The sequence below is a fragment of the Paenalkalicoccus suaedae genome, assembly GCF_006965545.2.
Classification (GTDB): Bacteria; Bacillota; Bacilli; order Bacillales; family Salisediminibacteriaceae; genus Paenalkalicoccus; species Paenalkalicoccus suaedae.
The window spans coordinates 1,218,289-1,243,247 of sequence record NZ_CP041372.2; the positions used below are offsets into that span (position 1 = coordinate 1,218,289).

General features: G+C 41.5%; 21 protein-coding genes. 11 read left to right on the forward strand and 10 right to left on the reverse strand.

Translation table 11 applies throughout. From position 1 onward, the window contains the following. The first annotated feature begins 4 nt into the window (after positions 1-4). The 9 genes from FLK61_RS06645 (at position 5) to FLK61_RS06685 (ending at position 10,352) form a co-directional block, all read left to right on the forward strand. Entirely contained in the window at positions 5-469 is a 465-nt protein-coding gene (locus FLK61_RS06645) for a chemotaxis protein CheX (RefSeq protein ID WP_176008705.1), read from the forward strand. A 118-nt stretch (positions 470-587) separates the two neighbouring features. Continuing rightward, positions 588-2,123 carry a GNAT family N-acetyltransferase gene (locus FLK61_RS06650; RefSeq protein ID WP_176008706.1) on the forward strand — a complete coding sequence of 512 codons (1,536 nt, stop codon included), beginning with the start codon at positions 588-590 and terminating at the stop codon, positions 2,121-2,123. 98 nt (positions 2,124-2,221) lie between these two features. After that, on the forward strand, positions 2,222-3,235 hold the full coding sequence (locus FLK61_RS06655; RefSeq protein WP_176008707.1) for an aldose epimerase family protein: 1,014 nt from the start codon (positions 2,222-2,224) through the stop codon (positions 3,233-3,235). A 36-nt stretch (positions 3,236-3,271) separates the two neighbouring features. After that, positions 3,272-3,820, forward strand: coding sequence for a glycerol-3-phosphate responsive antiterminator (locus FLK61_RS06660; RefSeq protein ID WP_176008708.1), 549 nt, complete (start codon positions 3,272-3,274; stop codon positions 3,818-3,820). 166 nt (positions 3,821-3,986) lie between these two features. Beyond that, positions 3,987-4,832, forward strand: a complete 846-nt coding sequence (locus FLK61_RS06665; RefSeq protein WP_176008709.1) for an MIP/aquaporin family protein — start codon at positions 3,987-3,989, stop codon at positions 4,830-4,832. A 15-nt stretch (positions 4,833-4,847) separates the two neighbouring features. After that, entirely contained in the window at positions 4,848-6,344 is a 1,497-nt protein-coding gene (gene glpK, locus FLK61_RS06670; protein WP_176008710.1) for a glycerol kinase GlpK, read from the forward strand. A 170-nt stretch (positions 6,345-6,514) separates the two neighbouring features. Further along, complete coding sequence (locus tag FLK61_RS06675) at positions 6,515-8,176, forward strand: glycerol-3-phosphate dehydrogenase/oxidase (protein ID WP_176008711.1); 1,662 nt, start codon at positions 6,515-6,517, stop codon at positions 8,174-8,176. Between the two features lie 74 nt (positions 8,177-8,250). After that, on the forward strand, positions 8,251-9,984 hold the full coding sequence (locus FLK61_RS06680) for a phospho-sugar mutase (RefSeq protein WP_176008712.1): 1,734 nt from the start codon (positions 8,251-8,253) through the stop codon (positions 9,982-9,984). 167 nt (positions 9,985-10,151) lie between these two features. Next, the gene (locus FLK61_RS06685) at positions 10,152-10,352 is read left to right on the forward strand and encodes an aspartyl-phosphate phosphatase Spo0E family protein (RefSeq protein ID WP_176008713.1); all 201 of its coding nucleotides are present in this window, start codon (positions 10,152-10,154) and stop codon (positions 10,350-10,352) included. 102 nt (positions 10,353-10,454) lie between these two features. Here FLK61_RS06685 and FLK61_RS06690 read toward each other — a convergent pair whose 3' ends face one another. From FLK61_RS06690 to FLK61_RS06735, 10 genes are all read right to left on the reverse strand, one after another. Continuing rightward, complete coding sequence (locus FLK61_RS06690; RefSeq protein WP_176011159.1) at positions 10,455-11,999, reverse strand: peptide chain release factor 3; 1,545 nt, start codon at positions 11,997-11,999, stop codon at positions 10,455-10,457. Positions 12,000-12,407: 408 nt separating this feature from the next. After that, the gene (gene leuD, locus FLK61_RS06695) at positions 12,408-13,007 is read right to left on the reverse strand and encodes a 3-isopropylmalate dehydratase small subunit (protein WP_176008714.1); all 600 of its coding nucleotides are present in this window, start codon (positions 13,005-13,007) and stop codon (positions 12,408-12,410) included. A gap of 19 nt (positions 13,008-13,026) precedes the next feature. Then, entirely contained in the window at positions 13,027-14,442 is a 1,416-nt protein-coding gene (gene leuC / locus FLK61_RS06700) for a 3-isopropylmalate dehydratase large subunit (protein WP_176008715.1), read from the reverse strand. Between the two features lie 73 nt (positions 14,443-14,515). Next, entirely contained in the window at positions 14,516-15,622 is a 1,107-nt protein-coding gene (gene leuB, locus FLK61_RS06705; protein WP_176008716.1) for a 3-isopropylmalate dehydrogenase, read from the reverse strand. 23 nt (positions 15,623-15,645) lie between these two features. Next, entirely contained in the window at positions 15,646-17,199 is a 1,554-nt protein-coding gene (locus FLK61_RS06710) for a 2-isopropylmalate synthase (protein ID WP_176008717.1), read from the reverse strand. Further along, positions 17,186-18,214, reverse strand: a complete 1,029-nt coding sequence (gene ilvC, locus FLK61_RS06715; protein WP_176008718.1) for a ketol-acid reductoisomerase — start codon at positions 18,212-18,214, stop codon at positions 17,186-17,188. Before ilvC ends, FLK61_RS06710 begins: the two co-directional genes overlap by 14 nt. Positions 18,215-18,282: 68 nt before the next feature. Continuing rightward, entirely contained in the window at positions 18,283-18,804 is a 522-nt protein-coding gene (gene ilvN / locus FLK61_RS06720; RefSeq protein WP_176008719.1) for an acetolactate synthase small subunit, read from the reverse strand. Further along, complete coding sequence (gene ilvB, locus FLK61_RS06725; protein WP_176008720.1) at positions 18,801-20,522, reverse strand: biosynthetic-type acetolactate synthase large subunit; 1,722 nt, start codon at positions 20,520-20,522, stop codon at positions 18,801-18,803. The genes ilvN and ilvB overlap by 4 nt, the downstream gene beginning before the upstream one ends. A gap of 364 nt (positions 20,523-20,886) precedes the next feature. After that, positions 20,887-21,792 carry a branched-chain-amino-acid transaminase gene (gene ilvE / locus FLK61_RS06730; RefSeq protein WP_176008721.1) on the reverse strand — a complete coding sequence of 302 codons (906 nt, stop codon included), beginning with the start codon at positions 21,790-21,792 and terminating at the stop codon, positions 20,887-20,889. 293 nt (positions 21,793-22,085) lie between these two features. Beyond that, positions 22,086-22,610 carry a helix-turn-helix domain-containing protein gene (locus FLK61_RS06735; protein ID WP_176008722.1) on the reverse strand — a complete coding sequence of 175 codons (525 nt, stop codon included), beginning with the start codon at positions 22,608-22,610 and terminating at the stop codon, positions 22,086-22,088. 214 nt (positions 22,611-22,824) lie between these two features. On the opposite strand from FLK61_RS06735, the gene FLK61_RS06740 reads away from it, so the two are divergent. Both FLK61_RS06740 and FLK61_RS06745 read left to right on the forward strand, forming a co-directional pair. Further along, positions 22,825-24,057: a SpoVR family protein gene (locus FLK61_RS06740; RefSeq protein WP_176008723.1), complete on the forward strand. Its 1,233-nt coding sequence runs from the start codon at positions 22,825-22,827 to the stop codon at positions 24,055-24,057. A 233-nt stretch (positions 24,058-24,290) separates the two neighbouring features. After that, entirely contained in the window at positions 24,291-24,947 is a 657-nt protein-coding gene (locus FLK61_RS06745) for a TVP38/TMEM64 family protein (protein ID WP_176011160.1), read from the forward strand. Positions 24,948-24,959 lie beyond the last annotated feature (12 nt).

A 24,959-nucleotide genomic window follows, 5' to 3' on the forward strand; every position in this document is an offset into this window, starting at 1 on the left:
TAGAATGAATGCAACGCATATAAATGCTGTTTGTCGAGCAACGAAAACCATCATGACAAGCCATCTTGGGGTAGATTTAACACCCAATAAACCTCATATGGGGATTGGATCCATTGACTCTAATGACGTAGCGGTAGTTTTAGGAGTTAGTGGAGAGCTATCGGGTCAAATCATCTGTTCCTTAACCTCAGATACTGCTAAAAAAATTGTAGGTACAATGATGGGTGGAATGACAGTTGATACACTCGATGAGATTGGATGGAGTGCCATTCAAGAGTTTGGTAACTGGGTAGCTGGATCAACAGCGACAGAGTTATCTAAAGAGTCCTGTATCATTGATGTCACACCACCTGTAGTAAACGAGGGAGCATCTCGCTTCCATTCGGCTCGTAAATTTATTACTATCCCAATGGGTTCTACGCTTGGATTATTACATGTTCATATTTCTTTAGAAGAGCAGTCTGCTTAGCTATTACACCGTGTCGGAGGTGATTCGACACGGTTTTTGTATTAGAGGAAGATGTTTATTGCAATTCGCCTATAATTCGTATAGATTTAATGAAGGCAACGGGATTGGAGGAATAAAAATGAGTTCATTAGACATGTCGAAATTTGAAAAAAAGATTGTTATCCGTAACATAAAAAAAGAAGATATAGATGATATTATTGAGCTATCTAAAATTTGTTTTCCTAACATGGACCCTTGGCAGAGAGACCAGTTAGAAAGCCATATTGAGATGTTCCCAGAGGGACAGTTTTGTGTGGAAGCGGAAGGCGAAATTATTGGGACAAGCTCAAGCTTGATTATTAACTTTGATGAGTATGATGATCAGCATACATGGGATGAAATTACTGATGAGGGATATATTACAAACCATGATAGTGAGGGATACAATTTATATGGTATCGAGGTGGCAGTTCATCCGGAATATCGTCGTATGAAGATTGGGCGACGTTTATACGAAGCGCGTAAAGATCTTGCTCGTCAAATGAATTTGAAGAGTATTATTATAGGTGGACGTATTCCTAACTATAAGAATTATGCGGCTGAGTATACACCTCGTGAGTACGTAGAAGAAGTAACCTCTCACAATGTATATGATCCTGTTTTGACATTCCAAGTGATGAACGGGTTTACACTAAAACGTATTAATCGTAATTATTTAGACGATGATAAGGCATCGCTTCGTTACGCAACCCTCATGGAATGGAATAACGTTGATTATAGACCTACGTCAAAACGTCACTTTAAAACAGCGCTACCGGTTAGAATTTGTGCGATTCAGTATATGATGAAAAAGATCGATTCGTTTGACGAGTTTGCACAGCAGTGCGAATACTATGCGGATGTTGGTGCTAGCTACAACTCCGATTTCGTCGTCTTCCCAGAGATCTTTACGACGCAGCTATTATCGTTTATTGACGAGAAAAGCCCTAGTCGTGCGATTCGCAGATTGACAGATTTCACGGAAGACTATATTAATTTGTTTATTGATTTAGCGATTAAATATAACGTTAATATTATTGGTGGATCTCACTTCGTTGAAGAGGAAGGCGACATTTACAACATTGCTTACCTATTCCGTCGTGATGGTACCATTGAGAAGCAGTACAAGATCCACATTACTCCAAATGAACGCAAATATTGGGGGATTAAAGGTGGAGACAAAGTAGAAGTATTTGATACGGACTGCGGAAAGATCGCGATCCAAATCTGCTATGATATTGAATTCCCAGAGCTTGGTCGTATTGCGGCTGAGAAGGGTGCAAACATCATCTTCACCCCTTTCTGTACAGATGATCGTCAAGGCTATTTGCGAGTGCGTTATTGTGCGCAAGCTCGTGCTGTCGAAAATCAGGTGTACACCATGATCGCTGGAACATGCGGCAACTTAACACACGTAGAAAATATGGATATCCAGTATGCGCAATCAGGAATCTTTTCTCCATCTGACTTCTCCTTTGCAAGAGATGGTATAGTTGGAGAGTGTCATCCAAATATTGAGACAGTTGTAGTCGGGGATGTTGACTTGGAGATTCTTCGTCGTTCTCGAAAATCTGGAAATGTGACACAGTGGCGTGATCGTAGAAAAGATCTTTATCGTATTGATTACAGCGAATAATAAGGTTAATAAAGAGGAAGAGTCAAACATACTTGTGTTGACCTTCCTTTTTTTCTTATATAATGAATGGTAGGCTAGTATAAAAGGAGGAGTGTCATATGAAACAGGTCGGTAGATTTGATGGTAAAGCGGTGTACGAATATGAATTACATAATGATTCTGGTATGAAGGTGACAGCACTTAACTATGGTGCGACGCTTACAGGTATATATACGCCAGATCGTCATGGAGAAATAGAGAATGTCTTGCTCAAATACGATGATTATAAAAAATATGAAAAAAACGATGGGTACATAGGGTCACTAGTTGGTCGTACATCAGGCCGCACAAAGCATGGCGTTTTTCACGTTGATGGTTTGAGGGCGGAAGTGGATAAAAACGATGGAAACAACCATCTACACGGAGGAAATAAAGGACTCTCACACGTCTTTTGGGACGTAGAAGAGAAAGGTCATGAGCTTATTTTTACGTATAAAAGTCCAGATGGTGAAGGTGGCTATCCTGGTAATGTAGCGATCAAAGTAACGTATACGTTGACAGAGAAGAATCAGTTTGTTGTGACCTATCATGCTACAACAGATACAACAACGCCAATAAATTTAACGCAGCATGCTTATTTCCGTTTATCAGGCACGAAAACGAAATCGATTCTTCACCACGAGCTGATGCTAAACAGCAATTATTTCTATACAATCGATTCAGAATCACTCCCTGTTGCAAAAACCTCAGTGGAGGAGCATCCAGCATTTGATTTTAGAAAGCCTAAGCTTCTTAAAAAGGCCATTTACGAGAAGGATGACCAAATTACTCTTGCGTCAGGTGGAATTGATCATCCATTTGTATTAAATGATGGGGAGATTGCCGCTGTTTTAATGGAAAAAGAAAGTGGCCGTAGAATGACAATTAGAACGGATGACGAAGCTATAGTCATTTATACTGGCAACATGCTATTAGAAGGCACAAAGATGAATACGAAGCCTGTTTTCCAGCACGGAGCTATTTGTTTAGAGACGCAGCAAATTCCAAACCACATTGACTTAGTGCTAGTTAAACCAGACGAAGAGTACAAAAAGGTAACAACCTTTACATTTGATACGGTAGAGGACGAGTAGACATAGACGAGCATTTACTGGACGAGGAGGGGTGTCATGTTAGAGGGAATAGACACCAAGGTATTACCAGCAATTCGAAACTTAAAGGATATCGATAAGGCATTAAAGACGAATAGCCCTTACGTGATTTTGTTGAACACGCACATCGGACAAATAAAAAGTCTTGTCAAAACGATCCAACGTAGTGATAAAAAAGTATTGATGCACGCTGACTTAGTCCAGGGATTAAAGAGTGATGAGTACGCAGCGCAGTTTTTATGTCAGGATATTAAGCCTGATGGATTAATTTCTACACGAAAAAGCGTTTTACTTACGGCAAAGAAGGCTAATTTAATAACTATACAACGTCTGTTTTTGCTCGATTCCATTGCACTTGAGTCAAGCTATCAAATGATGAAAACGATTAATCCTGACTGTGTAGAGATCTTACCAGGGATTATTCCGCACATTATTTCGGAAGTATCTAGAGAGACAAAGATTCCAGTCATAGCAGGAGGATTAATTCGTTCGAAGGAAGAGGTTCAGGCAGCCTGCAACGCTGGAGCTACTGCCGTCACTACATCTAACCGTGAATTGTGGGAGTAAAATATTAAAAACCCATTGACAACGCTTTCAAAAGCTGTTTTAATTGGGTTAAGTTAATATTTCATTCATGGAGACTATGGAGACCAATGAATCTGTTCCGGGTAGCGTACGATGCTCGGCTGCATTTCATTGGTCTTTTTTGTCTCTAAAAAGGGAGGGATTTACTATGTCACCATTTTTAGGTGAAGTGTTTGGTACGATGATCCTTATCATTTTTGGTGCAGGGGTAGTAGCAGGTGTTGTATTGAAGGACACGAAGTCAAGTGGCGCGGGGTGGATCGTTGTCACAGCAGCATGGGGGCTTGGTGTAGCATTAGGGGTTTATGCAGTTGGTGAAATTAGTGGCGCGCATTTAAATCCAGCAGTTACAGTAGGTTTTGCTCTAGTTGGTGATTTTGCATGGGGAGATGTCCCAGCATACATCTTAGCGCAAATGATTGGAGCCATGATTGGTTCAACACTCGTTTATTTCCAGTATTATGCACACTTCAATAAAACAGAAGATCAAGGTGCGAAGCTAGGTGTCTTTGCAACATCACCAGCAATTAAGCATTCACCATCTAACTTTTTTAGTGAAGTTTTAGGTACATTCGTTCTTGTTATCGGTCTTCTTTTTATCGGGGCGAATCAGTTTACAGAAGGATTGAATCCACTTATTGTTGGTTTCTTGATTGTTGCAATCGGTTTATCTTTAGGTGGTACTACTGGTTACGCAATCAACCCAGCAAGAGACTTGGGTCCACGTATTATGCATGCGCTTTTACCAATTAAGGATAAAGGATCTTCAGAATGGGGCTATGCATGGATCCCAGTTGCTGGTCCGATTATCGGTGGTGGTCTAGGATCGCTTACGTACGTGGCAATTTTTGAAGGAACGATTCAACCAGCTTTATGGATCTTTATCGCGTTATTTGCAGGAGCTGTCGTACTTACTATGATGCTCGAAAAAAAAGACGTCGATTTACAAGACAAAAAGTACGTCGTGCATAACCCTACTCAGAAAAAAGTTTAAGGAGGAGTCATCACTATGGAAAAGAAATATATTTTAGCACTCGATCAAGGTACAACTAGTTCACGAGCTATTCTATTCAACAAAGCAGGGGAAATAGTAGATGTCGCACAAAAAGAATTTAAGCAACACTTCCCTAAGCCAGGCTGGGTAGAACATAATGCCAACGAAATTTGGTCTTCTATTCTTTCTGTTATTGCAGAAGTACTTAACAATCAAAATGTCTCTCCTAAAGAGATTGCATCGATTGGAATAACAAATCAACGTGAAACTACCGTAGTTTGGGATAAGAACACGGGAAAGCCAATCTACAACGCGTTAGTATGGCAATCTCGTCAAACAGATGGAATTTGCCAAGAGCTAAAAAAAGCAGGCCATAATGATTTATTCCGTGATAAAACTGGTCTATTAATTGACGCTTATTTCTCGGGAACGAAAGTAAAGTGGCTATTAGATAATGTAGAAGGTGCTCGAGAGAAAGCAGAGAACGGAGAGCTACTATTTGGAACAATTGATACATGGCTAATCTGGAAGCTATCTGGAGGTAAGGCGCATGTAACTGACTACACAAATGCTTCAAGAACGCTTATGTATAACATCTTTGATTTAAAATGGGACGATGAACTATTAGATATTTTAGGAGTTCCGAAGTCTATGCTTCCAGAAGTAAAGCCTTCTTCAGGAGAATATGCAAAAACAGTAGACTATCATTTCTTTGGAGAAGAGATTCCTATTGCAGCAGCAGCGGGAGACCAGCATGCGGCATTATTTGGTCAAACGTGCTTCGAAAAAGGGATGGCGAAGAATACGTATGGAACAGGTTGCTTTATGCTCATGAATACAGGAGAGAAGCCTGTAAAATCAGAGCATGGACTGTTAACAACAATTGCATGGGGGATTGATGGTAAGGTTGAATACGCGCTAGAAGGAAGTATCTTTGTAGCTGGTTCAGCGATTCAATGGCTACGCGATGGGCTTCGCCTTATTAATAACGCAAAAGACACAGAAGGCTATGCGACAAAAATTGAATCTACTGACGGTGTGTATGTTGTACCAGCGTTCGTAGGTCTTGGAACACCATATTGGGATAGCGATGTAAGAGGAGCGGTGTTTGGTATCACTCGTGGTACTGAGAAGGAGCACTTCGTACGTGCAACTCTTGAATCACTAAGCTATCAGACGAAGGACGTTTTAGATGCGATGGAAAAAGATTCTGGCATTGCTTTAAAAACACTTCGCGTTGACGGTGGGGCAGTTGCAAATAATTTCCTCATGCAGTTCCAGAGTGATCTTCTCGATGTACCAGTTGAGAGACCTGTCATTCAAGAAACAACAGCATTAGGAGTTGCTTATCTAGCAGGCCTTGCTGTTGGGTTCTGGGAAAGCAAAGAAGAAGTTGCGAAGCAGTGGGCTATTGATAAAACGTTTGAACCGGATATGAAAGAAGACGTTCGAGAAGACTTATACAGCGGTTGGCAAACTGCTGTGAAAGCAACAATGGCATTTAAGCGATAACATTACTTTTACGCTCCTAACTTCTATGTTATAATGAATCTAAATTAATAGAAGGTCTGGAGAATAGAGGGAGACCACGACTAAGGGGCTAACAAACTACTTGTGATGCGCTTCTTACGTTGTGGTCTCTTTTTGTATCTTCAAAAACGCACATAGAGAGGATGTTTAAGATGGTAAAACCATTTTCAGCGATGCAACGAGAGCGTTATTTAGAGGAGATGTCTAAGCGTGAACTTGATATTTTAATAGTTGGTGGAGGAATCACCGGAGCTGGTATCGCCTTAGATGCGACTGCACGAGGTCTTAAAACAGGGTTGGTTGAAATGCAGGATTTTGCTGCTGGGACATCAAGTCGTTCAACGAAGCTCGTACACGGTGGACTACGTTATTTAAAGCAATTAGAATTTAAGATCGTAGCAGAAACAGGGCAAGAGCGTGCGATTGTTTATGAGAATGCTCCTCACGTAACGAAGCCCGAGTGGATGCTGTTACCAATCGTTCAAGGTGGGACGTATGGAAAACTTGCTACATCAGTTGGGTTAAAAGTGTATGACACATTAGCAGGTGTTAAACGTCATGAAAAACGTAATATGTTGAATAAAAAAGAAACGCTAAATATGGAACCATTATTACGAGAAGATAAACTTAAGGGCGGCGGCTATTACGTTGAATATAAAACGGATGACGCTCGTCTTACGCTCGAAATTATGAAGGAAGCCGTCCATAGAGGTGCGTTAGCTGTTAACTATGCAAAAGCAGAAGAATTACTCTATGAAAATGGGAAAGTAGTCGGAGCTAGAATTACGGATCATAGAAGTGGCAAAACCTATGATATCCATGCAAAACAGGTAGTAAACGCTGCGGGCCCGTGGGTAGACGATCTTCGTGAAAAAGATAAGTCTAAAAAAGGTAAATATCTTCATCTTACAAAAGGCGTCCATATCGTATTAGATTCATCACGCTTCCCATTAAAGCAAGCCGTTTACTTTGATACAGAAGATGGACGTATGTGTTTTGCAATCCCAAGGCAAGGGAAGACATATGTCGGCACGACAGATACACATTACAAAGCAGACATTGCTACTCCTAGAATGACGGAAGCAGATATTGATTATTTAATTGATGCAACAAACTATATGTTCCCAACTGTAAAGGTCACTCGTGGCGACGTAGAATCTAGCTGGTCTGGATTACGCCCGCTTATCCATGAAGAGGGTAAGAGTGCCTCAGAAATTTCACGTAAAGACGAAATCTTTGAATCAGACTCGGGTCTTTTATCAATCGCCGGAGGTAAACTCACAGGCTATCGTAAAATGGCTGAGAGAATCGTCGATATTGTAGCTAAAAAGCAAGGAAATAAGAAAAAGTGTACAACAGATAAGATTAAGCTTTCGGGTGGAGATATTGGCGGATCAGCGAAGCTATCCTCCTTCGTTCAGAATGCTGTAGATGCAGGCACCACTCTAGGCTTTACGTTAGATGAAGCGGAGAGACTAGCAACTCTATATGGCTCAAACGTGTCTCGAGTCTATGAGATTGCAGAAACATCTGGAGAAGAAGGAAAGCTATACGGCTTGCCTGTAAGTGTTTTTAGTTCACTTCTATATGGAATTGAAGAAGAAATGGTATATTCACCAATTGATTTCTTTAACCGTCGCACGAGCGCGCTGTTCTTTGATATTGATTTTGTTCAAAAATATAAAGATAACGTAATTAAATACATGGCGAATCGCTTCCAATGGACAGAAGATCAGATTGATTTCCATGTAACAATGTTAGAGGAAGAGATCTATTACGCGAAGAATCCAGTTGAAACGAAAGAAAAAAATTAACTGTAAGCCCTTTACTAAACTCTCCCAAATGCGTATAACTAAAGTATACGTCACGACGGAGGGGGATTATAAAAATGGATTACAAGAAGCATTATGAAAGATGGAACCAGAAGCAGGAGATTGATGCATCTATTGCTACCGAGTTAAAGGCTATGTCTGATGATGAAAAACTGCTTGAGGATAGCTTTTACAAAAACTTAGAATTTGGTACAGGTGGTATGCGTGGGGAAATCGGTCCAGGCACAAACAGGATGAATGTGTATACGATCCGTAAAGCAGCGCAAGGTCTGGCAGAATTTATTAAAGAAGCTGGAGAAGACGCAGTGAAGCGTGGTGCCGTTATTGCCTATGATAATCGCAGAATGTCTAAAGAATTTGCGATTGAAGCGGCAGCGACACTTGGACAAAATGGTATTAAAACATATGTCTTTAAAGAGCTTCGCCCAACTCCAGAGCTATCTTTTGCAGTAAGAGAGCTCCAGACCTTTACGGGTGCCATGATAACAGCAAGTCATAATCCACCTGAGTACAATGGATTTAAAGTGTATGGAGAAGATGGCGCCCAAATGATCCCTGAGGACGCTGACCGACTCATCGCACACGTGAACGCAGTGGCTGATGAGTTGGATGTACATACTGGAGATCCAAAGGATCTAGAAGCATCTGGTCTCTTAGAATGGGTGCTCGAAGATATTGATCGTGCTTATTTTGATAAACTCCAAACAGTGACAATTGATCATGATCTTATTAAAAAACATGGAGATGATCTGTCTATCGTTTTTACACCACTTCATGGAACGGCGTTAAAGCCAATGACAGAGGGACTTTCTCAAGCAGGTTTTACGAACGTTTATGTGGTGGAAGAGCAAGCCCAGCCAGATACAGAATTCAGTACGGTAGCATCGCCAAATCCTGAAGAGCCTAAAGCATTTGAATATGCGATTAAGCTAGGTAAGCAAAAGGATGCCGACTTATTAATTGCTACAGACCCAGACGCAGACCGAGTGGGGCTTGCGGTTAAGAATCTGTCAGGAGACTATCAAGTTCTCACAGGTAACCAAACAGGAGCACTTCTACTCGATTACCTTTTGATGAAGAAAAAAGAGCTTGGAACGCTTCCTAACAATGGTGTTATGATTAAAACTATCGTAACATCTGAGCTTGGTCGCACAATTGCTGATCACTATGATGTTGCAACCTTAGATGTTCTAACTGGATTTAAATTTATTGGAGAAAAGATTCGTGAGTTTGAATCAACTTCCGAGTATAGCTTCTTATACGGATACGAAGAGAGCTTTGGCTATTTAATCGAAGCGTTTGCCCGCGATAAAGATGCTATTCAGCCAGGAATTTTAGCAGCCGAACTCGCGGCTTACTATAAGTCGCAAGGTCTTACTATGTATGAAGGCTTACAAGCATTATATAAAAAATACGGATATTATTTTGAAGACCTTGCTTCCTTTACATTTAAAGGAAAAGAGGGTGCTGAAAAAATACAGCGTATTATGAACGTTTTTCGAGACGATGTTGTTCAAGGTACACTTCCGGGCGGTGTCGAATTCGTAGAAGATTATCAACGTTCGACTCGAACATTTATTAATAAAGATCAAGAAGAAGTCATTACTCTTCCAAAGTCAAATGTCTTGAAACTCTTCTTGAGTGACGGGTCTTGGTATTGTTTAAGACCTTCTGGAACAGAACCAAAAATTAAGTGTTATTTTGGTGTTCAGGCAGAGTCGGAAGCTCTAGCTTTAGAAAAGCTCGGGGAGATCAAACAAAGCGTGCTTAAGAAGCTTGAAGCAATTTAATAGATAACGAAGGACGTCTCAATTAGTTTTGAGACGTCCTTCGTTCATATAGCATAAGAAGTAAAAAAATCTAGCCCAAATCAAGGCAAATTAGTATAGTATTGCGCACAAAATATGGTAGACTGACAAAAACAAGAAAGAAAATTTCAGGATAAAGGTGAGCTCTCATGAGGAAGGATGATTTAACTGCACAGATTGAAAGGAAGCGAAAAGAAATGATGGAGTTAGCTAACAAACACGGCTTTACCTCGTCGAAGGCTTTAGAGCTTAGCCAAGATCTAGATCAACTAATCAATCTTCGTATTAAAGAATCTCATCCCTCTAATAAGCAAGACGATCCACTGAAAGAGACACCGTTATTGCCTTAATTCGTATACGTTTCATTTCAAAAGTTACTGTGCAAAGAAAAGAAGCGTGTAAAAGTCTTGAAGACTTTTACACGCTTCTTTTTGTTTTCGTTCTAAAGTCGACTATTCAAGAATATCCCAGCCAGTAGCAAGTTGTAGATCTGGATTCTTATCTTGGAACCATCGCAGAGCAAATTCATTCTCAAACAAGAGAACAGGGCGCTTCTGCTGGTCTTCTACAAGCATTTTGCGACTATCCGTCATATTGTCCTTTAATTCGCCTTTCGTTACCCAGCGGGCAAGCTCGTGGCTCATATAGGAGAACTCAATATCGACGTTATATTCGTTTTTCATTCGGTATTCAAATACTTGGAACTGCAGATCACCGACGGCACCAATAATATAATCCTCGAAATATGGAGTCTTATACAATTGAATCGTACCCTCTTGTACTAATTGCTCAATCCCTTTGTGATACTGCTTGTGCTTCAATGCATTTTTTGCCGTGATTTTGGCAAATTTCTCAGGTGGGAACTGAGGCATTTCTTCGTATTGAATACGATCTTGTCCAGTACAAATGGTGTCTCCAACTTTGAAGTTACCAGAATCGTAGAGACCTACAATATCTCCTGGCATAGCTGCATCAACTGTTTCTCTTTCAGATGCAAAGAAAGAAGAGGATTGGTTAAGCTTCATCTTTTTACCAGTGCGCGATAGTACCACTTCCATACCACGCTCGAAGGAGCCAGAACATACACGTAAGAACGCAATACGATCACGGTGATTTGGATTCATATTCGCTTGGATTTTAAAGACAAATCCACTGAAGTCTTTATTATCAGGAGCAACAAGCTCTCCTGAAGCACGTCTTGGTTGAGGCTCAGCAGCAAGCTTAACGAATTGATCTAAGAACGACTGAACGCCAAAGCTTGATAGAGCACTACCGAAGAAAACAGGTGTTAATTCTCCGTTTTGCACCTTTTCCATCGTAAATTCATTCCCTGCTTCTTCTAAAAGCATGATTTCTTCTTCGAGTGTTTCGCGCTCGTGATCTGCTAATTGAGTAGCTTCTTTATAAGGTATAACTGTTCGTTCGTGATCCTCGTTATATACCTCGACAGTATCGTCTGGGATGCTATAAATACCGCTTAGACGTTTTCCCATTCCGATTGGCCAATTCATTGGGTATGTTTCCATTTCAAGTGTTTCTTCGATTTCGGCTAAAAGGTCTAACGGCTCTTTTCCTTCACGGTCAAGCTTATTGATAAACGTAAGAATAGGAATTCCTCTCATACGACAAACCTTAAATAGTTTTAACGTCTGTGCCTCAATTCCTTTTACGCTATCAATAACCATGACAGCAGTATCTACTGCAGTTAGTGTACGATACGTATCTTCACTGAAGTCCTCGTGTCCTGGGGTATCTAATATATTGATTTGTACGTCTTTATAATGAAGTTGCATCACACTGGATGTAACAGAGATTCCGCGCTGTTTCTCAATTTCCATCCAGTCAGAAGTGGCAAACTTGCCTGATTTTTTACCTTTTACTGTACCTGCACTACGAATTCCACCACCGAGTAAAAGTACTTTTTCTGTCAGTGTCGTTTTTCCGGCGTCAGGGTGAGAAATAATTGCAAATGTTTTTCTTGGTAAGACATTGCTCATCATGCATTTCCTTTCTGTCGATAAATTTAATCGCTCGTAAGTATCCAATATTTGATTATATCAAAGCTGAAGGGAGAAAGCGAGGTTAAGTTATAGAAATTCTAGTGCAGAGAGACCTAGAGAACAGAGGGGAAAAAGGAATAGATACAAGGTAGGTGAAGAAACAAACAAGGTGGTCATGGTCAAAGGTGCAAAGGAGAAGCGAAGGAGTAAACAGTGTGGTCGGAGACACAAAGGAGAGGCAAAGGAACAAAAGAGGTTCGAAGAGGAACAAACAAGATGACCGGAAGCACAAACAAGGCATAAAGTAGTCATCAAAACACTAAAAACAAAAACGACCCTCACACAAAGAAGCGTGAGGGTCGCTAAACATCATAGAAGCGTATTCTTCTTATCAGTCACAGAACCTTAAGAAGATACCGTCTCTGATCGTTTTTCTTCAAATGCAGCAATTTTATCATCGTGTGTTAATGTAACAGCAATTTCATCCCAACCGTTTAACAGCATCTCGCGAAGGTAAGGAACAAGTGTGAAGGAGGCGCTAAAGCCTTCATTATCTCGAATTTCTTCTGCTTCTAAATCTACTTCTAACTGATAGCTTTGATTCTCTGCTTTTTTAACTAACTCAGCTACTTTTTCTTCTGATAAAACGATCGGTAGGATCCCATTTTTAGAGCAGTTATTATAAAAGATATCAGCAAAACTTGGCGCAATAATGACTTTAAATCCGAAGTCCTGTAAGGACCATGGTGCGTGCTCACGTGAGGAGCCACAGCCGAAGTTCTCACCAGCTACTAAGATGGATGCACCCTCATACTTCGGTTGATTCAGAGTGAAGTCCTCACGGAGTGAACCATCGTCATGAAAACGCCAGTTATAAAAGAGAAATTGACCGAAGCCCTGGCGTTCAATTCGCTTAAGGAATTGCTTAGGAATAATTTGGTCCGTGTCAATGTTTGAGCGGTTTAGCGGATAGACTAAACCGGTGTGCTGTCTAATTGGTTCCATATATAGTCTCCTTTCCGCTTTAGACCGGTGTGCTCATCATGTGTCTGACGTCTACAAACTTACCTTCGATTGCAGCTGCAGCAGCCATTTCGGGTGCTACTAGGTGCGTTCTAGCACCATTACCTTGACGACCTTCAAAGTTACGGTTCGAAGTGGAGGCGCAGCGCTCTCCTGCTGGAACAACATCGTCATTCATTGCTAGACACATACTACAGCCTGCGTCACGCCATTCAAAGCCTGCATCTGTAAAGATTTTATCGAGACCAAGTGCTTCTGCATCCTTTTTCACCGTTTGTGAGCCAGGTACGACAAGAGCTCTTACACCCTCATGAACGTGCTTCCCCTCAATGATTTTAGCCGCTCTTTGTAGATCACTTAGACGAGAGTTTGTGCAGGATCCAATGAATACGTGCTGAATGGGGATAGAGGTGATAGGCTGATTAGCTTCGAGCCCCATGTAAGCAAGTGCTCGTTCAATTTCTTCTCTATCCGCGTCAGATGTTGCTGACTCTGGAGAAGGGACGTTCCCACTAACTGGTAAACACATGCTTGGATTTGTTCCCCATGTGACCTGTGGCTCAATTTCCCAAGCGTCAATTTCGACTTGCTCGTCGTAAATAGCACCTTCATCTGTCGCAAGAGCTTTCCATTCCTCTACTATCGCATCGTAGTCATCACCTTTAGGTACATGTCTTTTTCCTTTAAGAAACTCAAATGTCGTTTCGTCAGGACTAATGAGACCGGCACGCGCTCCAGCTTCGATCGACATGTTACAAATCGTCATACGTTCTTCCATTGTTAAGTCTCGAATCGCTTCACCTGTGTATTCCAACACGTGACCTGTACCGAAGCGAACGCCAAACTTGCCAATAATAGCTAGAATTAAGTCCTTTGCCGTGACACCAGGTCCTAACTTTCCATTAACCTGTACTTTCATTGTCTTTGGCTTAGCCTGCCATATTGTTTGCGTTGCGAGCACGTGCTCTACTTCTGATGTCCCAATACCGAAGGCAAGTGCACCAAATGCTCCGTGAGTAGAAGTATGAGAGTCACCGCAAACAATCGTTTTACCAGGATGCGTGAGACCAAGCTCTGGACCAATAACGTGGACGATACCTTGATCAGGGTGATGAATATCAGCGAGCGTTACTCCAAATTCCTCACAGTTTGTTTGAAGTGTCTCCATTTGCTTTCTGGAAATAGGATCACTAATGAAATGACGAGCAATTGTTGGAACGTTATGATCCATCGTTGCAAAAGTTCTGTCAGGGCGACGTACCTGTCTATTTTTCATCCGTAAGCCTTCAAATGCTTGCGGAGAGGTAACCTCGTGGACAAGATGTAGATCAATATAAAGTAGGTCTGGTTTATTTGCTTCTTGATGGACAATATGTTTTTCCCATATCTTTTCGATAATCGTTTTTGGCTGTGCCATGCTGTTCACTCCTTGACGTCTAAAGTCATGATCTAAAAAAAGAAGAGGGGAGAGCTGCTCTCCCCACAAGATATTATGCGTAGCAGTTCATGATACTTGTTGTTGCACTATTTGCACGGATAAAGTCAATGATGATCCCTGTCATTTGCTCGGTATTAATCACCTGTCCGCCTTTCACATGAAGATCACGTGTATGGTATCCCTGATCTAATGCATCGGCTACTGCTGATTCAATAAGCTTTGCTTCGTTCTCAAGATGGAAGGAGTGGCGAAGCAATAGCGCGACAGATAGGAGCGTTGCAAGCGGATTAGCAATACCTTGACCTGCGATATCTGGTGCGGAGCCATGTACGGGCTCGTAAAGTCCAAAGTCATCCTCGCGCATACTTGCGGATGGAAGCATCCCTAGTGAGCCAGTTAATACGGAAGCTTCATCGCTTAAAATATCTCCAAACATATTTTCTGTCACGATGACGTCAAAGGAGGTTGGATTCGTAATTAAGCGCATCGCAGCGGCATCAACGAGCATGTGATCGACCGTGACATCCGGGTAATCCGATTTAACTTCTTCGACAACTTCACGCCACATTTTTGAAGACTCTAATACGTTTGCTTTATCTACGGAAGTAAGGTGCTTTTTGCGAACTTGAGCAGCCTCGAAGCCCTTTCTCACTATACGCTCAATCTCAGACCGATCATAAGCTAGCGTATCGACAACGGATGCACCATCATTACGTCGCTCTGACGGTTGCCCGAAGTATAAGCCCCCTGTTAACTCACGTACGATAAGAAGGTCGCTATCCTGGACTACCTCACGCTTTAACGGAGAGGCATGCAGGAGATTATCAAATCCTTGCACAGGTCGAAGGTTTGCGAATAGATTTAACTCCTTTCGAATACCTAATAAGCCACGTTCTGGCCGTAGGTGAGAGGGGTTTTGATCCCACTTTGGTCCTCCAACTGCGCCAAGGACGATGGCATCTGCCTGCTTGCACGCTGCTGTTGTGTCATCCGGTAGTGGTGTGCCATATTCGTCAATAGCGTAGCCACCGATTGCTTTCGATTCATACGTAAATGTGTGGTCAAACTCTTCTGCGATTGCTTCTAGTACACGCTGTGCGGAAGCCGTTACTTCGGGTCCGATGCCATCACCTGGCAAAAGTACAATATGTTTTTTCATCTTTCTAGGCCTCCTTTTGAGTGTTAAAGAGTTGGTGCTTCTACAGCGTTCTCTTTTTTCGGTGTTTGAAAATAAAATGCACGATTGACCGCGTTAATATATCCTTTTACAGCAGCCTCTAGCACGTCTTGAGAAGAGCCTCTGCCGTTTACTGCAATGTCGTTCACTGTCATTTTTACATTTGCCTGTGCTAATGCATCGCGACCGCGTCCAATAGAGCTTAGGTTAAAGTCTGTAATGTGGATCTCTTCTTTTACAATGGAGTCAAGCGTGTTAAATAGTGCTTCTACGGCACCTTGACCAGCTGCTTTATCCGTTACAGTCTCACCATCTGGCGTGACAAGTGTGGCAGTTGCCGTTGGTTGATTTGTACCTTGATATTCTACCTGGAACGATTCTAGCTGGTACTTTCTGCGATCATCCGATGTCGTTTGAATCTCTGTCAAAATGGAGAAGAGATCGTCATCTGTCACTTCTTTCTTCTTATCCGTTAGCTTCTTAAATTCTGTAAATGCAGCAAGTAGCTTCTCGTCGGATAGCGTATAGCCAAGCTGCTGCAATTTATCTTTAAATGCGTGCTTTCCAGAGTGCTTACCCATGACAAGGGAGTTTGATTTAACGCCGACTAGCTCAGGTGTAATAATTTCGTATGTCTCAGCGTGCTTTAGGACACCATCCTGATGAATACCAGATTCATGAGCAAATGCATTTTGTCCTACAACTGCTTTATTACGAGGTACAACCATTCCTGTAAGCTTACTAACAAGGTCACTTGTACGTTTAATTTCGTTTAGCACGAGACCAGTATGATGCGGATAAAAGTCTTTACGGATTGTTAGTGCTACAGCTAGCTCTTCAAGTGCCGCGTTACCAGCACGCTCGCCAATTCCGTTAATCGTTCCTTCTACTTGAGTAGCGCCGTTCTCAATAGCTGCAATCGAGTTTGCAACAGCCATACCTAGATCATCGTGACAGTGGGCTGAAAGTGAAACTTTGTCAATATTCGGAACATTCTGTGTGATGTAGTTAAATATTTGGCCGTATTCATAAGGTGTTGTATATCCGACGGTATCAGGAAGGTTAATAACAGTCGCTCCTGCGTCGATTACTTCTTTAATGATGCGAGCCAGAAAGTCTAAGTCAGAACGAGATGCATCTTCTGCAGACCACTCAATTTTATCGAAGTTCTTCTTCCCATACTTCACCATCTCCACAGCCGTTTGAATGACCTGTTCAGGCGATTTTTTTAGCTTATACTCCATGTGAATAGGGGAGGTAGCGATAAAACAATGTAGTCTCGGATCAGCGCCTTCCTTCAATGCTTCCCAGGCTGCATCAATGTCTGATTTAACAGCTCTCGCAAGTCCTGTAACGGAAGCGTTCTTGATCGTACGAGCTATTTCACGAACTCCTTCAAAATCACCCTGTGAGGAAGCGGGGAAGCCCGCCTCCATCACATCGACACCGAAGCGCTCAAGCTGTTTTGCTATCTCAAGCTTTTCTAGTCGATTTAGGTTTACGCCAGGCGATTGCTCGCCGTCGCGCAGGGTAGTATCAAAAATCTTAACGTGTGCCATTCGACACCACATCCTTTGCTTTTTTGGCTTGCTTAACGAAAGGCATTAGTTCGCGTAGCTTACGTCCAACTACTTCAATCTCATGCTTGTTTTCACGGTTATTAATCGCGTTAAACTGCGGACGATTAGCTTGGTTCTCTAGGATCCAACCATGTGCAAACGTACCATTTTGGATGTCAGTTAGTATATCCTTCATGCGCGCTTTTGTATCTGCATCAATGACGCGTGGTCCAGATACGAAGTCTCCCCACTGTGCTGTGTCAGAGATGGAGTAGCGCATGTTCTCAAATCCTCCTTCATATAGAAGGTCTACGATAAGCTTCATTTCGTGTAGACACTCGAAGTAGGCAACTTCTGGTTGGTAACCCGCTTCTGTTAATGTTTCAAATCCTGCTTTGATAAGGCTTGTTACGCCTCCACAAAGGACTGCTTGCTCTCCGAATAGGTCTGTCTCTGTCTCTTCTTGGAACGTCGTCTCCAAAATTCCAGCTCGTCCGCCACCAACACCTTTAGCATATGCTAGTGCTGTTTCTGTTGCATTTCCTGTGTAGTCTTGATAGATACCAAATAGGGCAGGGACACCAGCGCCGTCTTCAAACGTGCGTCGAACAAGGTGACCAGGTCCTTTTGGAGCTACTAAGAATACATCCACGTTTTCAGGAGGCACGATTTGGCTAAAGTGAACGTTAAATCCGTGAGCAAATGCTAGCGCGTTGCCTTCTTCTAAGTTTGGTTCAATGCTTTCTGCATAAATTTTTGGCTGATACTCGTCTGGTAGGAGAATCATGATAACGTCTGCTTGTTTTGTTGCGTCTGCTACTGACTCTACTTGATGTCCGTCTTCAACAGCTTTATCCCATGATTTACCTGGGCGAAGACCAACTACGACTTGGAAGCCGCTTTCTTTTAAGTTAAGAGCGTGAGCGTGACCCTGTGAGCCATACCCAATTACCGCAATTTTCTTTTCCTGTAGAGCCTTCTCATTAATATCGTGGTTATAAAGTACTTTTGTCATCCTTCATCATCCTCCAAAGTTTTATATAAGTTCTTTCATCAATCCTAGTTTAAGAAAATCTGGTAAAGCTATTTCAATAGAGAGTAGTGGGTCAATTCCGCCACCTGTGGCTGCTGCCCTCTTGCAAAGGCGGTTAAGCCTGTTCGAGCAATATCTTTGATCCCATAAGGTCGAAGTAGCTCAATGAGCGCTTCAATCTTTTCTGGTTTACCTGTTACCTGAATCGATAAGCTATCACGGCTCATATCGATTACGATAGCGCGGAACGGTTCGATAATACTTTGAATCTCACCGCGAACTTGTGCGTTACTTACTACTTTAATTAAGGCAAGCTCTCGTGCTACCACCGCTTTATCAGATAAGTCGGTTACCTTAATCACATCAATTTGCTTGTTTAACTGCTTCGTTAACTGTTCAAGCTTTCTGTGATCCTCTACATCAACGACAAATGTCATTTTAGAGATGCCTTCTTGCTCGGTCCGTCCAACGGAGATACTTTCAATGTTGAACTGCCTTTTTTGCATGAGGCCTGTGACGCGATTTAACACGCCACTTCGATTTTGAACAACTAATGTAATGATTCGTTTCATGGTTTCACCCCTACCATATCTTGAATGCCTCGTCCTGGCGCGACCATCGGATACACATTTTCTTGCATCAACACTCGACAGTCGAGTAGGACTGGTCCGTCGTAAGCAAGGACCTCAGGGAAGATTCGTTCGAAATCCTCCTGTGTTGTAATTTTATGACCTCGGATGCTGTAAGCTTCTGCGAGCTTAACAAAATCCGGTTGCACACTTAGTAGTGATTCTGAATAACGCTCCTCGTAAAACTCTTCTTGCCATTGACGAACCATTCCTAGTGCTCCGTTATTAGAGATAACGATTTTAACAGGTAGGTTTCGTTCTTGAAGAACGGACATTTCTTGTAGTGTCATTTGGAAGCCGCCGTCTCCGACAATGGAGATGACTGTTTCGTCTGGCAGAGCTAGCTGTGCTCCGATTGCTGCAGGGAATCCAAAGCCCATCGTACCCAGTCCGCCAGATGTTACCCATTTATCAGGTTTAGAAAAGGAATAGTATTGTGCGGACCACATTTGGTGTTGCCCCACGTCTGTTGTAACAATCGCATCCCCTTTTGTATGATGGTGAACGCGTTCCATCAGCCATTGAGTCACCATATCCTCTTTTGGATTGTTGTACCAAAGAGGGAAAGCCTCTTTATTTTTTTGAAGCTCAGAAAGCCATTCCTCATGTTCAGGACCGTCTTTTAGCTGTCTAGCTAGTTCTTCTAAAGCAGCCTTTGAGTCCGATACGATTGGAATATCTGTCGGCACGTTCTTACCAATTTCCGCTGGATCGATATCAATGTGAGCAACGGTTGCATTTGGTGCAAAGTGAGCTAGGTTCATCGTTAAACGATCATCGAATCTTGCTCCAACGTTAATGAGTAGGTCGCACTCCGTAATCGCCATGTTAGACGTGTACGTCCCATGCATGCCGCCCATTCCTAGGAAGAGTGGATGGTCACCAGGGAATGCTCCAAGACCAAGTAGGGTAGACGTAACCGGTAAACGGAAGCTTTCTACGATGTCCTTTAGGACCTTGGAAGCTCCGCCGTGAAGAACGCCAGCCCCAGTTAGTACAAGTGGCTTCTTAGCTTGTTTAATTGCTTCAGCCAGTTTTTTGATTTGGATCGGATTTGGCTTTATGGTTGGCTGATAGCCGGGTAGATGGAAATCACTTTCATCCACTTCTAAACAAGGATTTGCTGAAATGTCTTTCGGAATATCGACTACTACTGGTCCCGGACGACCCGTTGATGCAATATGGAAAGCTTCTTTGATAATTTTTGGAATATCATAGCTTGATTGCACCTGATAGTTGTGTTTTGTAATAGGTGTTGTAATGCCCATTACATCTGCTTCTTGGAAAGCATCTGTTCCAGTTACTGTCGTTGCTACCTGTCCAGTTAAAACTACAAGAGGTAGAGAATCCATCATTGCATCAGCAATACCTGTAACAAGGTTCGTTGCACCTGGACCTGATGTGGCTAAAACGACACCGGGTTTCCTTTTAACACGTGCATATCCTTCCGCTGCATGAATTGCACCTTGTTCGTGTCTTGTTAAAATATGTTGAAAGTCGGCATCGGAACGATATAGCGCATCGTAAATTGGAAGTACTGCACCGCCCGGATATCCAAAAATCGTATCAACACCTTGTTCAACTAGCGCTTCAACAAGGATATCTGCTCCTGTTTTAGGAGCTGTGACTGGCTGAGTCTTCACTTTTGTTTCCATTTTCATTACGATCCCTCCAAAGTTTTTTGCAAATAAAAAAGACTTTTTTCCCTGCACGCACGTATGACCCTTATTTCCATAAGGAAAAACGTGTTTATGCGGGGAGAAAAGTCTATACTTTCCACGGTACCACCCGAGATTTACAGCACTCTCGCGAATACTGACTTATGAAGTCCAACTAAATCTTGAACTCCTTTTGATAACAGGTGCCTAAACGGTCACCCGGCTCCACCTACTAAATTGCTCGTTCAGTGTCGCACTCAGAGACGATGTCGGATTAAGCTGTAGTATCGGGCTTCCACCATCCCCGACTCTCTGTAAAAACAGTACCTTAAACCTTTATTCTCTTCATCGATTTGTATATTTTGTATTATCCTACATTAGCTTGACCAGCATCCGTGTAGCAAGGAACGCCGTCGCGCGTGACTATTTCTCTAAAAGCAGCTAATAGGTGATTTGTAACGTCACCTGGAATTCCTTCACCAATCTTACGACCGTCTACTTGAACAGCTGCGATTACTTCAACAGCAGTTCCTGTTAAAAATACTTCATCAGCTACATACACATCGTGTCTTGTAAATGGAGCCTCAACAACCTCATAGTTTAATGTTCGAGCAAGGTCTATAATGGCATTTCTTGTGATACCTTCTAATGCACCTAAATACACGGGAGGTGTCACAATTTTCTTGTTTTTTACGATAAAAATATTGTCGGCAGAGCCTTCTGTTACATATCCTTGATCATTTAACATAAGCGCTTCATCAACGCCTGCTTGATTTGCTTCTAATTTGACTAATATATTGTTTAAATAATTTAATGACTTTACTTGTGGACTAAGTACATCTGGTCGATTGCGACGGGTTGCAACAGAACCAAGGCTTAACCCTCTTTGATAAAGCTCTTTAGGGAAGAGGGACAGCGCTTCTGCGATCACAACAAGTCTTGGTCTTGCGCAAGATGCAGGATCAAGACCTAAATTACCTTGACCACGAGAGACGACTAATCGAATATAGGCAGTGTCCAGCTCATTTTTTCGAATTGTTTCGATAATAATTTGCTGAAGTTCCTCTTTTGTATATGGAATTTCTAACATAATTGATTGTGCAGATTGATATAGACGCTTTAAATGTTCGTCTAACTTAAAGATATTACCGCTGTAAACGCGAATACCTTCAAAGACGCCATCGCCATATAAAAATCCATGGTCGTAAACCGAAACAACTGCTTCTTCTTTTCGAACGAATGCATGGTCCAAATAAATCCACTGGTTGCTCATCTTGTCCCTCTCCTTTCTTTCGTTTTTGATAATTTCGAACGAATATGTTGTTGCCAATATTACTCCGCTTTTAAAAAGAGGTCAACAGCTTTTTGTTAAAAATTCTAACATTTCTAAGTAATCTAATAACGGAAAAGCGCTTACATCATTGGTATGAAAGAAAAGTCTGAAAATTATAATAGTTTGTAAAGATTTAGTAAGCGTTTTCATTTTTGGGGGTATTGGCCCAAGTAAAAACGAATTCTCTCAATAAAAAACAGATGTAGGGAGGATTGTCCCACATCTGTTTTTAGTTACTCGTGAAATTCTACGGATGTTGTAGCAACCCCACTCAATATATCCCCATCGTAAATTGGCTTTGCGTATATCAAATACGTAGTATCCCCTTTAGAAAGGGGAAAGGTAATTAATTCAGAACTGATTTGTTCTGTTTGTAAGGTACGTTTTTTTAGAGCAACCAGTGCTTCAACTCCACTGTTATGTGTAATTTCAAAATCGGTTTTACCTATTACATTGTGAAAAGAAAAATCCTTGCTAGGATTACTAATCCACGTATATCGTAAGTCGAGATCGCATATAGCAAATATGATAGGAAGTTTAGATGTTACATGATAAAAGGGATTGTATAGCTTTTCGTTAAAAAATAAAGTTGGTTCTACTTGAAATACTTCCGCTATTTTTATGGCAGTCTCGATACTTGGATCGCGCACACCATGCTCAATCTGAGCGTAGTAGCCTCTGTCTAAAAATACTTTTTCTGCTACGTCAGACTGTGTTAATTTCATATTCTTTCTAAGATTGATTAACCAGCTTCTCATTCGTTCCTCCTAAATCGTGTCTCTCTCTAAATTATAATCGAAAAATACAACAAAAGTAGGACAAAGTGTTTGACAACTTATTGAATGTGGCGAATTGCCACATTTTCTAAAGAAACTAGGAGGCGAATTGAAGGGTTTAGTTGGTTAGTGAACAGTTGTTCTAATCATGTGAGGATCGGAGCACTCATAGATGTAGAAGAGGAGGTGAGGAGAAATGGGAGAGAGTGAAAATCAGCTAGTAACATCTATTGAGCATATTACACAGTTGGCGCGTGACTATGGACTTGATTTTTACCACATGCGTTTTGAAATTTGTCCAGCAGATGTTATTTATTCCATAGGGGCATATGGCATGCCAACACGCTTTACACATTGGAGCTTTGGGAAGCAATTTCATCGCATGAAACTGCACTATGACTTGGGGTTAAGTAAAATTTATGAGTTAGTGATAAACTCAGATCCTTGCTACGCATTTTTATTAGATACTAATTCTCTCGTTCAAAATAAACTAATTGTCGCTCACGTGCTTGCGCATAGTGACTTTTTTAAGAATAACAACCGATTTAAAGGCACAAGAAAAGATATGGTAGAAAGCATGTCTCAAACGGCCATTCGAATTTCAAAGCATGAGACGCGGCATGGAAGAGAACAAGTAGAGAGCTTTATTGATGATGTGCTAGCAATTCAAGAGCACATTGATCCTTACGAATCTCACTATGATGAGCGTGATCATAACAATGACACGCAAGATCTTTTGTTATTTCTTTTGAAGAAAGCAAAAAAGATGGAAGAATGGCAAAAAGACATTATGTCTATGCTCCGAGAGGAAATGTATTATTTTTGGCCACAAATGGAAACGAAAATCATGAATGAAGGCTGGGCGACCTTTTGGCATCAACGAATCATGCGCGATTTAGAATTGAATGAAGGAGAATCGATTGAGTTTGCCAAACTTCATGCAAATGTTATCCAATCGTCAACAACGAATGTTAATCCATATCACCTAGGACTGCGACTTTTTGAATATTTGGAGGAGAAAGTTGGAACCGAGCGTTTGTTTGAGATCCGTGAAACAGAAACAGACAGCTCCTTTTTGCGTAATTATTTAACGAAAGAATTTATTCAGCAGGAAGACCTTTACGTTTTTTCTGCTAAGCAAGAGAATTATGAGATTACAAGTAAAGATTGGACGGATGTGCGCGATACGCTTGTTAATCAGCGGTTGAATGGCGGTATCCCGGTGCTTTTAGTCAATGAAGGTGATAAAGGCGAGTTAGTATTAACGCATAGCTATGAAGAGGTAGAATTGGACGTCCCACATTTAGAAAAAACATTGCCAGCACTCTACAGGCTTTGGGGTGCAAAAATATGTATTGAGACTGTACTGGAAGGAAAGGACGTTTTATTCTCTTTTGATGGAAGCAATGTGAAGAAGACATACAGATGAATAGCTTCATGCATTCATTTAAAGAGTACAACAGAATATAGCTTTATATAAATAGTCCACATTTAGAAGGTCCTTTTGAGGGCCTTTTTTGTTGTTTTAGGTATTATAAATTGGTGCTCTCTAGATAAATTTCTACCCGTAAGATGATCTTTAATGCAAGAAAAGTCGTTGATATAGGTAATAAAAGACTGTGGTGATACAATAAACGTAATCATAAAGGAGGCTCGACTGTGATGAAGCTTAAGGTTTCTAAAAAAACAATTTTCCTACTTTTAACTATACTTATCATTATTAGTACGCTGCTCTACTTAAACGCAAATGTATGGCAAATTAGCCCGGAAACGATCCGTGATTATATAACAAGTTTAGGCGCATTTGCTCCTTTGGCCTATGTGCTCATCTATACGGTACGACCACTTATCCTTTTTCCTGCATCTGTTTTATCACTTGCTGGTGGACTTCTTTTTGGACCAATTTACGGAACGATGTTAATCGTTATTGGCGCAACAGGAGGCGCTGTTCTTTCTTTTCTTGTTGCCCGGAAACTAGGTAAAAATATAGCGGGCAAAGAGTGGACAGGTAAAGCCAAAAAATTGCAGGTTCAGCTTGAACAAAACGGTTTTTTATATGTACTTCTCATTCGACTTATACCTGTATTTAACTTTGATATGATTAGCTACGTTGCTGGAATCTCGAAGGTACGACTAAGAGATTTTTTCTTTGGGACTCTCCTCGGTATTATTCCCGGAGCGTTCGCATATAGCTTTTTAGGCTCGAGCTTTGTTGGGGGTGATGTCACGATCATTATTATCGCAATTAGTGTATTTATTCTTCTCAGCGTCATCCCAGTATTTTTTCGCAAAAAGCTCTTTCCGAATTCCTCAAAATAACTAGCTAAAATC

Bases quoted from the DNA above. Each gene is read 5' to 3' on its own strand.
- FLK61_RS06690 (WP_176011159.1), bottom strand. From the start codon at position 11,999: ATGAGCAATGTCTTACCAAGAAAAACATTTGCAATTATTTCTCACCCT.
- FLK61_RS06680 (WP_176008712.1), top strand. From the start codon at position 8,251: ATGGATTACAAGAAGCATTATGAAAGATGGAACCAGAAGCAGGAGATT.
- FLK61_RS06655 (WP_176008707.1), top strand. From the start codon at position 2,222: ATGAAACAGGTCGGTAGATTTGATGGTAAAGCGGTGTACGAATATGAA.
- leuD (WP_176008714.1), bottom strand. From the start codon at position 13,007: ATGGAACCAATTAGACAGCACACCGGTTTAGTCTATCCGCTAAACCGC.
- FLK61_RS06685 (WP_176008713.1), top strand. From the start codon at position 10,152: ATGAGGAAGGATGATTTAACTGCACAGATTGAAAGGAAGCGAAAAGAA.
- FLK61_RS06650 (WP_176008706.1), top strand. From the start codon at position 588: ATGAGTTCATTAGACATGTCGAAATTTGAAAAAAAGATTGTTATCCGT.
- FLK61_RS06735 (WP_176008722.1), bottom strand. From the start codon at position 22,610: ATGAGAAGCTGGTTAATCAATCTTAGAAAGAATATGAAATTAACACAG.
- glpK (WP_176008710.1), top strand. From the start codon at position 4,848: ATGGAAAAGAAATATATTTTAGCACTCGATCAAGGTACAACTAGTTCA.
- FLK61_RS06710 (WP_176008717.1), bottom strand. From the start codon at position 17,199: ATGGCACACGTTAAGATTTTTGATACTACCCTGCGCGACGGCGAGCAA.
- leuC (WP_176008715.1), bottom strand. From the start codon at position 14,442: ATGGCACAGCCAAAAACGATTATCGAAAAGATATGGGAAAAACATATT.
- ilvB (WP_176008720.1), bottom strand. From the start codon at position 20,522: ATGAAAATGGAAACAAAAGTGAAGACTCAGCCAGTCACAGCTCCTAAA.
- leuB (WP_176008716.1), bottom strand. From the start codon at position 15,622: ATGAAAAAACATATTGTACTTTTGCCAGGTGATGGCATCGGACCCGAA.
- FLK61_RS06740 (WP_176008723.1), top strand. From the start codon at position 22,825: ATGGGAGAGAGTGAAAATCAGCTAGTAACATCTATTGAGCATATTACA.
- FLK61_RS06645 (WP_176008705.1), top strand. From the start codon at position 5: ATGAATGCAACGCATATAAATGCTGTTTGTCGAGCAACGAAAACCATC.
- FLK61_RS06660 (WP_176008708.1), top strand. From the start codon at position 3,272: ATGTTAGAGGGAATAGACACCAAGGTATTACCAGCAATTCGAAACTTA.
- ilvE (WP_176008721.1), bottom strand. From the start codon at position 21,792: ATGAGCAACCAGTGGATTTATTTGGACCATGCATTCGTTCGAAAAGAA.
- ilvN (WP_176008719.1), bottom strand. From the start codon at position 18,804: ATGAAACGAATCATTACATTAGTTGTTCAAAATCGAAGTGGCGTGTTA.
- FLK61_RS06665 (WP_176008709.1), top strand. From the start codon at position 3,987: ATGTCACCATTTTTAGGTGAAGTGTTTGGTACGATGATCCTTATCATT.
- FLK61_RS06745 (WP_176011160.1), top strand. From the start codon at position 24,291: ATGAAGCTTAAGGTTTCTAAAAAAACAATTTTCCTACTTTTAACTATA.
- ilvC (WP_176008718.1), bottom strand. From the start codon at position 18,214: ATGACAAAAGTACTTTATAACCACGATATTAATGAGAAGGCTCTACAG.
- FLK61_RS06675 (WP_176008711.1), top strand. From the start codon at position 6,515: ATGGTAAAACCATTTTCAGCGATGCAACGAGAGCGTTATTTAGAGGAG.